Annotated in this window: 7 protein-coding genes and 2 rRNA genes (2 of these 9 cut by a window edge); 6 read left to right on the top strand and 3 right to left on the bottom strand. The window is 38.5% G+C overall.

The genetic code is table 11. The features are described 5' to 3' along the window. A protein-coding gene (locus NLJ82_RS01630) for a glycosyltransferase (protein WP_063246610.1) crosses the window boundary here: on the top strand, positions 1–1350 show its 3' portion. It extends 582 nt beyond the left edge of the window; the window shows 1350 of its 1932 coding nt (coding positions 583–1932); the start codon falls outside the window, past its left edge; it ends in the stop codon at positions 1348–1350. A 67-nt stretch (positions 1351–1417) separates the two neighbouring features. Continuing rightward, positions 1418–2191, top strand: coding sequence for a class I SAM-dependent methyltransferase (locus tag NLJ82_RS01625; RefSeq protein ID WP_000657500.1), 774 nt, complete (start codon positions 1418–1420; stop codon positions 2189–2191). Positions 2192–2231: 40 nt separating this feature from the next. Here NLJ82_RS01625 and NLJ82_RS01620 read toward each other — a convergent pair whose 3' ends face one another. Beyond that, positions 2232–3176 (bottom strand): NAD-dependent epimerase/dehydratase family protein, encoded by a 945-nt coding sequence (locus NLJ82_RS01620; RefSeq protein WP_000517672.1) that lies wholly within the window; start codon positions 3174–3176, stop codon positions 2232–2234. Positions 3177–3432: 256 nt separating this feature from the next. Between NLJ82_RS01620 and NLJ82_RS01615 the strand changes: the two genes are divergently transcribed. The 4 genes from NLJ82_RS01615 (at position 3433) to NLJ82_RS01600 (ending at position 7257) form a co-directional block, all read left to right on the top strand. Beyond that, complete coding sequence (locus NLJ82_RS01615; protein ID WP_000800265.1) at positions 3433–4227, top strand: sulfotransferase family 2 domain-containing protein; 795 nt, start codon at positions 3433–3435, stop codon at positions 4225–4227. Between the two features lie 157 nt (positions 4228–4384). Further along, positions 4385–5107 carry a class I SAM-dependent methyltransferase gene (locus NLJ82_RS01610; RefSeq protein ID WP_000398935.1) on the top strand — a complete coding sequence of 241 codons (723 nt, stop codon included), beginning with the start codon at positions 4385–4387 and terminating at the stop codon, positions 5105–5107. 26 nt (positions 5108–5133) lie between these two features. Continuing rightward, positions 5134–6006 carry a class I SAM-dependent methyltransferase gene (locus tag NLJ82_RS01605; protein WP_001058703.1) on the top strand — a complete coding sequence of 291 codons (873 nt, stop codon included), beginning with the start codon at positions 5134–5136 and terminating at the stop codon, positions 6004–6006. Positions 6007–6180: 174 nt separating this feature from the next. Continuing rightward, positions 6181–7257: a glycosyltransferase WbsX family protein gene (locus tag NLJ82_RS01600; RefSeq protein ID WP_000691008.1), complete on the top strand. Its 1077-nt coding sequence runs from the start codon at positions 6181–6183 to the stop codon at positions 7255–7257. Positions 7258–7271: 14 nt separating this feature from the next. On the opposite strand, the gene rrf is transcribed toward NLJ82_RS01600, so the two are convergent. Together rrf and NLJ82_RS01590 are read right to left on the bottom strand one after the other, a co-directional pair. After that, positions 7272–7387 (bottom strand): 5S ribosomal RNA (gene rrf / locus NLJ82_RS01595). A 48-nt stretch (positions 7388–7435) separates the two neighbouring features. After that, positions 7436–10000 (bottom strand): 23S ribosomal RNA (locus NLJ82_RS01590) (it continues 358 nt past the right edge of the window).

Raw genomic sequence — 10000 nt, 5'->3', positions numbered from 1 at the left:
ATTATTTTGGGGGTAGGTTTCGCTGACCATCGAAAAGGGATAGATTTATTCTCACTTATTGCTTACTCAGTAAGAAAGATTCATAAAAATATTCATTTTATCTGGGTTGGGAGAACGGATGTTCACTTTTTAAACACGCTATCACCAAGATATACAGCACATTTCACATTAGTGGAGCCTACTCCAGATATCGGTTTATATAACGCTGGGGCTGACTTATATTTATTAACTTCAAGAGAAGATCCTTTCCCAAACGTGGTTTTAGAAGCATTAGATACAAAGGTCCCTGTTATAGGGTTTAAAAACGCTGGAGGTTTTGAAGATGTTGTTACGGAACAAACCGGTGCATTAGTAGACTATTTAAACTTACCGATGATGCTGGAAAAAATATATGAATTTATCGGGGATGAAGATTTACGATTACAGAAAGGGACCTTTGGCCAAGAACTTATTGAAAAAGATTTCAACTTTCTTCATTACGTTTATCAATTATTAAACTTGCTTGAGCATAATTATAAAAAAATAAGCGTCATTATACCGAACTATAATTACGAAAAATACTTACCCGAACGAGTTACATCAATATTAAATCAAACCTATCCCCTTTACGAACTAATTTTCCTAGACGATGCCTCTACTGACAATAGCGTATCTACATTTGAAAAGGTGCTCTCAAACGAAAATAAACACCACCTGAAAGTTCAGCAAATTATTAACGATAAAAACTCTGGTTCTGTATTTAATCAATGGATAAAAGGTGTCTCTGCAGCAACCGGTGATTATATTTGGATTGCTGAGGCCGATGACTTATGTGATCAGACATTTTTAGAAGAAGTAATACAAGGGTTTCATATAGATAGTGATGTTTCCTTAAGTTACACACAATCAAAACAAATAGATGAACAAGGGAATATCTTGGCCAATCATTATTTGGATTACACAAACGATATTGATAAGAACAAATGGCTGCGTTCTTATGTCCGAAAAGGGATAGATGAAATACAAGATACGTTACTTATCAAAAACACCATACCTAATGTCTCAAGTGTAGTTTTTAAAAACATAGATATAAAAACTACAGCAAAACAATTGGAAAAGTTTAAAGTAGCTGGCGATTGGTTTTTCTATGTTTCTCTCCTTAAAGAGGGGAACATTTATTTTAATCCAAAACCTCTAAACTATCATAGACGACATACAAATAGCGTAACAAGAACAGAAGATTCATATTCCCATTACAGTGAAGTTGTACAAATGCAGAATTTCATTAAAGATACCTTTACTATCGACGACATTTCAAAAAAGAAAATGTACGCATATAGAAAGTACCTTAAAGCATATTTGAAAGTTTGATTATAATATTTTCTTTACCATCCGTATCTCTTATAGATATTACTATTATTTAAGGGAGGGTTACTCTTTGAAAGAATTTATAGAGGCAAATAAAGATTTGATTTCTCAAATTGCACAAAACTACAATGTAAATGCAAGTATCCACCCAGAGGATCATATCTTTCAATTCCTTGTCACGAATCCAGTCTTTCCATCTAAAAAAGAAGCAATAGATTATTATTTTAAAGATGGAAGAAAATCAGCAGAAACACTCTTAGATTTAACGACTTCCTTTTATCCCCCTGTAGATACTCCAATTAAATTATTAGAATTCGCATCCGGATATGGCTGCGTAACACGTCATTTATTAAACCTACAAACGAACTTACGTATAACTGCCTGTGATATACATGAAGAGGCCATTACTTTTCTTGAACGCACATTACATACATCATCTATCTTATCTCATCCTGAACCTGAACAAATAAAATTATCGTCTACGTATAATATCGTTTTTGGCCTATCCTTTTTTTCTCATATGCCTGATACAACTTGGTTTCGTTGGCTTCAGACATTGTATAACGCAGTTTCCCCTGGCGGCTTATTCATTTTCACAACTCATGGATATCAAAGTAAAAAGTACTTCGGCTTTCCCGCTTTAAATGAACGGGGTTATTGGTTTCTTCCCTCTAGCGAACAACTCGATTTAGATGTTCATCAATACGGGCAAACGATCGTTAGCCCCTCTTACGTATGTGACAAAATTAAATTATTACCTTATAATCCTATCATCAAAAAATACACTGAAGGTTTTTGGTGGGAACATCAAGATCTTTGGGTAATAAAAAAAGAAATAAAATAATAAACCACGCTCTACTTATACAGAAGTAGGGCATGGCTTATTATTTTTTACTATATAAGAACTCTTCAATCCATAGCTTATTTAATCTAATTCCACTTTTGAAATCCACTTTCGGTTCCCAATTACATTCTCGTCTTACTCTATCTATATTTAAAATGATTTTTTGAACGTTTTCTTGCTTTTGTTTATAGCAGATAAAGTCCACTTTTCTTTCCGTTAATTTCTCCAATTCTACTATAATTCGTTTTAAAGAGAGACCCTTTCCGCTGCCTATATTATACACACAAAATTTCAAGTGATTTAATTGCGATAGTTGTATAGTAACTTCCACTAAATCATCGATATAAATATAATCTCGAATAATTTCTTGTGGATTCCCATATATATTAATCTTTTCATTACTGAGATGCTGATACAAAAAACAATTTATTGCTCCAACTTTCTTTAACGGGTTCTGATATTTTCCATACGGATTAGAATATCTACATACAACATAATCCATTCCATACTTTTTCTTATAAAAGTACAAATAATTTTCAAGCGACACTTTTGTTATTCCATAAGGAGAAAGTGGTTTTAACGGATGTTTCTCATCAATAGGTAAATATTCTGGTTCACCATAAACTGTGCCTCCAGAAGATGCTAATACGATTTTTTTAATGGGGAAATTTTTAGCACTTTCCATGAAATTAAGAAAAAAAAGGCTACTGTTTATATCTCCGAAAACATCTTCAATTGAAGTTGTTACATTAGACGTTGCAGCTAAATAAATAATAATATCCACATTCACTAAAGCTTTATATATATCTTCAACATTTGCTAAATCACCTTTAATAAATTCAACCTCATTTATAATATTTTGAGGAAAATTATTTATATGCCTGGAAAATACTTTTACGTTTTGACCTTGTTTCAATAAACCTAATGCGAGGTTAATACCAATGAAACTATTTCCACCTACTATTAAATAATTATTCTTCCCCATAATATCCTCTCTAGTAATAAGATTTTTACTTATCACACCTGTAAATACAAATAAATGAACTTGGACAATTCTATTATTCTTTCTCTTATAATTGTATGCCTCTTATACATTTTCATTATCTTTATTTTCTGTTTAGAATTGCTGTCTTATCTAAGATGACCGAAAAACACTCATAATATTTACTCATTTCCATGAATATATTGGATTAGTAAAGCCTTCTCCATAAATAAAACTTTCAAAAAGGAGCATTAAATTTATGAAGAATGTAAATCAAGAGCTGTTAAATCATGTAATTCTACATAAAGACCGAATTCCACATTTCCATAAAGACTTTCCCCTGATACTATTCTGGAGCCACAGAAGCGGATGTACTACATTAGCTAATTGGTTCTTTTTTCAAATTGGATTATTTACTGAAGCAAAAAAATACCATGACTTTATTCATTACTATGAATTCTGGGTGTATAAAAACAGCACCAACTACATACCAGAGTTACAAAATGGTCTTCTAGCAGCAAAAAAAGATGTTTGTAAACTTGTGCGGAATCCCTATACAAGGGCTGTCAGCTCATTTTTATTACTTGCTGACAATCCATATGCTAGCCCTCAATGGGAAAGTATCCGCCAGTATTTGTATAATGACAAATATAGTAACCAAGGAATATCATTTAAACAATTTTTATATTACATTCGAGCATTCGGTTCCAATTCCGTAGCAATGGACATACATTTCAGTCAGCAATACGTTCCAGGTGAAGAAAATTTTATCCAACACTATATTCCTTTAGAAGATTTTAATACACAAATCACCAAGTTAGAACACACGTACGATTTACTTAAATCCTATTTAGCGCTACTTACAAGCTCAGATCATCATCGCGCTCATAAGATGATTTATACAGGAAACTATGCGGAACTCAGCCTTACAGATGCGGCCTTCCCTCGCTTTCCAACATATGAAAGTTTTTATGATAAAGAAACAATGGAGTTAGTTACAGAAATATATGCACAGGACTTTGAAATGTATCCTTACATAAAAGGAGTATTTTAAGTCGATACATCATTCTCCAATGAATACAAGTGAATGTATCGCATAGCATAAAGTGAAACTTTAATTAATGTGGGTTCCCTACTTTTCACCCGCCCTCTTTGATTTCGCTAATTGTTGGCGTATGTCATATGTATTTTTCACACAGGAGTGATGTCATGTGGAAGGTAATTTAAAGCACAATACTGGATACTGTGTTATTTGCGAGAAAGAAGCTATATTTATAGAGCATAATGATTGGCTTAGAGATCACTACTTATGTTCTACATGCCACTCTATACCGAGGCAACGAGCTTTAATCCATGTTTTAAATACATTTTTCCCAAAATGGGGTTCCTATCATATCCACGAATCCTCTCCTGGAGGGATTACGACTCAGCTACTAATAAAAAACTGTAAAAACTATACATATTCTCAATACTTTAAAAACTACCCTCTTGGTCAATACTTTCAAGGAATTAGATGTGAGAACTTAGAAGACATGAATTTCCAAAATGAATCTTTTGATTTGTTCATTACGCAAGATGTCTTTGAACATGTAATGGAGCCAAAAAAAGCCTTTAAAGAAATAGAACGTGTATTAAAGCCTGGTGGCGCTCATGTGTTTACTGTCCCTTGGTATCATACACTCCCAAAGACTTTACAAAGAGCAAGAATAAATAAAGAAGGAATTGAGTATATAGAAGAGCCAATTTATCATGGAAATCCTATTGATGAGAATGGATCTTTAGTAACATTTGATTGGGGGCAAGATATGATTGAATATATTTATACCCATGCAAACATGTATACAATTGTTTATTTACAAAAGGATAGATCACTAGGATTAGATGCTGAATTTCTACATGTTTTTATTAGTAAAAAACACGAACATAATTTTTAGGCACTATATAATTTGGAGGTTAACAAATGAATAACTTTAAGTTAGGAAGTGATTTTGATAACCTTGTTAGTCCACTTTCTGATGTTGAACTTCTAAATCTATTTATACAAAGTTGTTCACAAACAAAGATAAATGGCATCCCAGTACCTATGTTCCCTCCTGAAGAAATTCAACAACAGTTTGTAGGTGCTTCCTATGAACATGCTCTTTATGAAGCATATTTGTTTTATAGCCATGTAAAAACATATGCCCAAAATTTAGGTGTTCCCTTGAATAAAGAACGTAAAATTTTAGACTTTGGTTGCGGGTGGGGAAGAATTATACGCTTTTTTTTCAAAGATGTTCGCGATGAAAATTTACTTGGGATTGATGTAGATCCAGCAATGATTAACATTTGCAATGAAACGTTAGGAAGAGGAATATATAAAACCGCCAATCCACAACCTCCTGTAGAATTTATTAATGACAATTCATTGGACATCATATTCGCTTATTCTGTATTCTCACATTTATCCGAAGAAACTGCAGAACATTGGATAAAGGAATTTTCAAGAATTCTTCGTCCAGGTGGAATCTTCATCGCTACAACACAAGCACGCTATTTTCTCGATTACTGTCAACAATTCAAGGAACACCCTGAATTTATTCAAACGGGTTGGCATAAAACTTTATCTCAAGCTTTTCCAGATATAAATCGGGCCATCTCGGATTATGAAAGCGGCAATTTTGTCCACAGTCCTACAGGAGCCGGAGACGTTAGAAATAGTAGCTTATACGGAGAAACCGTTATACCTAGAACTTATATTAAAAATCACTATGAGAAGTATTTAAAGCTACGGGACTTTTTTGATGATGCAAACCGATTACCCCAAGCCCTATTTGTTCTCCAAAAAGATTAACTCTTTTCTTACATGGTAATGCACATAATTTTATAATGAAAATTACTTTTCATCTCAGCCATATATATTAAATCACCCAAGATTCCTCTATCGAGCAAACTGTAAACTCGATTCAAAAAATCAAAAGTAACTTCCCACCACTTTGAACTACGAAGAACATAAGGGGGATATACCTTGAAAATTATTGCTTTTTACTTACCACAGTTTCATCAAATAAAAGAAAATGACCGATGGTGGGGAAAAGGTTTTACTGAATGGACAAATACTAAAAGTGCACGGCCTTTATTTTCAAAACATTATCAACCTAGAGAACCTTATCAAGACTTTTATTATGACTTAACGGACCCATCCGTAAGAAAGTGGCAAGCAGAAATCGCTAAAGCACACGGCATATATGGTTTTTGTTATTACCATTACTGGTTTAAAGGAAAAAGGCTATTGGAGACACCCTTTAATGAAGTACTTAAGACGGGCGAACCAGATTTTCCATTTTGCCTTTCTTGGGCAAATGAACCGTGGACAAAAACTTGGGATGGTCTTGATAGTCATATATTAATGCCTCAAAATTATGGAGAGTTATCGGATTGGAAAGAACACTTCGACTATTTATTACAAGCTTTCCAAGATGAAAGGTATATTCGTATAGATGATAAACCACTATTCATTATTTACCGTCCTGGGCATATCCCTGACTGTGAGCAAATGCTTAATTACTGGAATACACTCGCACAAGAAAATGGTTTGAAAGGTATATACTTCGCAGAAACATTAAACAGCTTTCCACTTCCTAATATAAATGGATTTGATGCTAGCATTCAATTCGAACCTTTTTATACAATTGCTCACGATAGTTCTTCCGACATAAATAAGATAATATATGAATCTAGTAAACAAATAAACGCTTGGGATTATGATAAAGTGTGGATGTATATATTAAAGCGATCTCCTTCAGAGAAAAAAACATTTCCCGGTGCCTTTGTTGACTGGGATAACACAGCACGCCGCAAAGATTTAAATAGCAGCATTTTCGTAGGCTCTACTCCTGAGAAGTTCACGATATATTTAAGTAAGCAAATCCAGCGCACCTATTCTCTTTACAACAGCGAGTTTTTATTTATTAATGCGTGGAATGAATGGGCAGAAGGTACTTACTTAGAACCAGATAAAAAGCATGGCTTTGCCTATTTAGAAGGAGTTAAACAAGCAATTAACAGAGGCATGAAAGCATACAAAAAAGACGAGTCATTCTGACTCGTCTTAAGCTTGCTTGGCGACGTCCTACTCTCACAGGGACAAGGTCCCAACTACCATCGGCGCTAGAGAGCTTAACTTCCGTGTTCGGTATGGGAACGGGTGTGACCTCTCTGCCATCATCACCAAACTATGAAGGCATATTCCTTCAAAACTAGATAACATTGCTACATATTATATGGTTAAGTCCTCGATCTATTAGTATTCGTCAGCTCCACATGTCACCATGCTTCCACCTCGAACCTATCAACCTGATCATCTTTCAGGGATCTTACTAGCTTACGCTATGGGAAATCTCATCTTGAGGGGGGCTTCATGCTTAGATGCTTTCAGCACTTATCCCTTCCGCACATAGCTACCCAGCTATGCCCTTGGCAGAACAACTGGTACACCAGCGGTGCGTCCATCCCGGTCCTCTCGTACTAAGGACAGCTCCTCTCAAATTTCCTACGCCCACGACGGATAGGGACCGAACTGTCTCACGACGTTCTGAACCCAGCTCGCGTACCGCTTTAATGGGCGAACAGCCCAACCCTTGGGACCGACTACAGCCCCAGGATGCGATGAGCCGACATCGAGGTGCCAAACCTCCCCGTCGATGTGGACTCTTGGGGGAGATAAGCCTGTTATCCCCGGGGTAGCTTTTATCCGTTGAGCGATGGCCCTTCCATGCGGAACCACCGGATCACTAAGCCCGACTTTCGTCCCTGCTCGACTTGTAGGTCTCGCAGTCAAGCTCCCTTATGCCTTTGCACTCTACGAATGATTTCCAACCATTCTGAGGGAACCTTTGGGCGCCTCCGTTACACTTTAGGAGGCGACCGCCCCAGTCAAACTGCCCACCTGACACTGTCTCCCGGGTCGATAAGACCCGTAGGTTAGAATTTCAATACAGTCAGGGCGGTATCCCACCAGCGCCTCCACCGAAGCTAGCGCTCCGGTTTCAAAGGCTCCCGCCTATCCTGTACAAACTGTACCAAAATTCAATATCAGGCTACAGTAAAGCTCCACGGGGTCTTTCCGTCCTGTCGCGGGTAACCTGCATCTTCACAGGTACTATAATTTCACCGAGTCTCTGGTTGAGACAGTGCCCAAATCGTTACACCTTTCGTGCGGGTCGGAACTTACCCGACAAGGAATTTCGCTACCTTAGGACCGTTATAGTTACGGCCGCCGTTTACTGGGGCTTCAGTTCAGAGCTTCGCTTACGCTAACCCCTCTCCTTAACCTTCCAGCACCGGGCAGGTGTCACCCCCTATACTTCGCCTTACGGCTTCGCAGAGAGCTGTGTTTTTGCTAAACAGTCGCTTGGGCCTATTCACTGCGGCTTTCCGTTAAGAAAGCACCCCTTCTCCCGAAGTTACGGGGTCATTTTGCCGAGTTCCTTAACCAGAGTTCTCTCGCACACCTTAGGATTCTCTCCTCGCCTACCTGTGTCGGTTTGCGGTACAGGCACCTTTTATCTCGCTAGAAGCTTTTCTTGGCAGCGGGGAATCAAAGACTTCGCTCCATAAGGAGCTTCCCCATCACAGCTCAGCCTTTACGATAAGCGGATTTGCCTACTTATCAGCCTAACTGCTTGGACGTGCACAACCAATCGCACGCTTCTTCTATCCTTCTGCGTCCCTCCATTGCTCAAACGATAAAGAGGTGGTACAGGAATATCAACCTGTTGTCCATCGCCTACGCCTGTCGGCCTCGGCTTAGGTCCTGACTAACCCTGAGCGGACGAGCCTTCCTCAGGAAACCTTAGGCATTCGGTGGACGGGATTCTCACCCGTCTTTCGCTACTCATACCGGCATTCTCACTTCTAAGCACTCCACCAGTCCTTCCGGTCTGACTTCACTGTCCTTAGAACGCTCCCCTACCACTGATACCATTCGGTATCAATCCGCAGCTTCGGTGGTGTATTTAGCCCCGGTACATTTTCGGCGCAGAGTCACTCGACTAGTGAGCTATTACGCACTCTTTAAATGGTGGCTGCTTCTAAGCCAACATCCTAGTTGTCTAAGCAACTCCACATCCTTTTCCACTTAATACACACTTTGGGACCTTAGCTGGCGGTCTGGGCTGTTTCCCTTTTGACTACGGATCTTATCACTCGCAGTCTGACTCCTAAGGATAAGTCATTGGCATTCGGAGTTTGACTGAATTCGGTAATCCGATGAGGACCCCTAGTCCAATCAGTGCTCTACCTCCAAGACTCTTACACTTAAGGCTAGCCCTAAAGCTATTTCGGGGAGAACCAGCTATCTCCAGGTTCGATTGGAATTTCTCCGCTACCCACACCTCATCCCCGCACTTTTCAACGTGCGTGGGTTCGGGCCTCCATTCAGTGTTACCTGAACTTCACCCTGGACATGGGTAGATCACCTGGTTTCGGGTCTACGACCACGTACTAAACGCCCTATTCAGACTCGCTTTCGCTGCGGCTCCGCCTCTTCAGCTTAACCTCGCACGGGATCGTAACTCGCCGGTTCATTCTACAAAAGGCACGCCATCACCCGTTAACGGGCTCTGACTATTTGTAGGCACACGGTTTCAGGATCTCTTTCACTCCCCTTCCGGGGTGCTTTTCACCTTTCCCTCACGGTACTGGTTCACTATCGATCACTAGGGAGTATTTAGCCTTGGGAGATGGTCCTCCCAGATTCCGACGGAATTTCACGTGTTCCGCCGTACTCAGGATACATTCAAGAGAGAACGAAGTTTCGACTACGGGGTTGTTACCCTCTACGACGG

Origin of the sequence: Bacillus paranthracis, assembly GCF_024296885.1 — a bacterium.
Lineage (GTDB): Bacteria > Bacillota > Bacilli > Bacillales > Bacillaceae_G > Bacillus_A > Bacillus_A paranthracis.
This window is presented reverse-complemented; position numbering and strand designations above follow the sequence as displayed.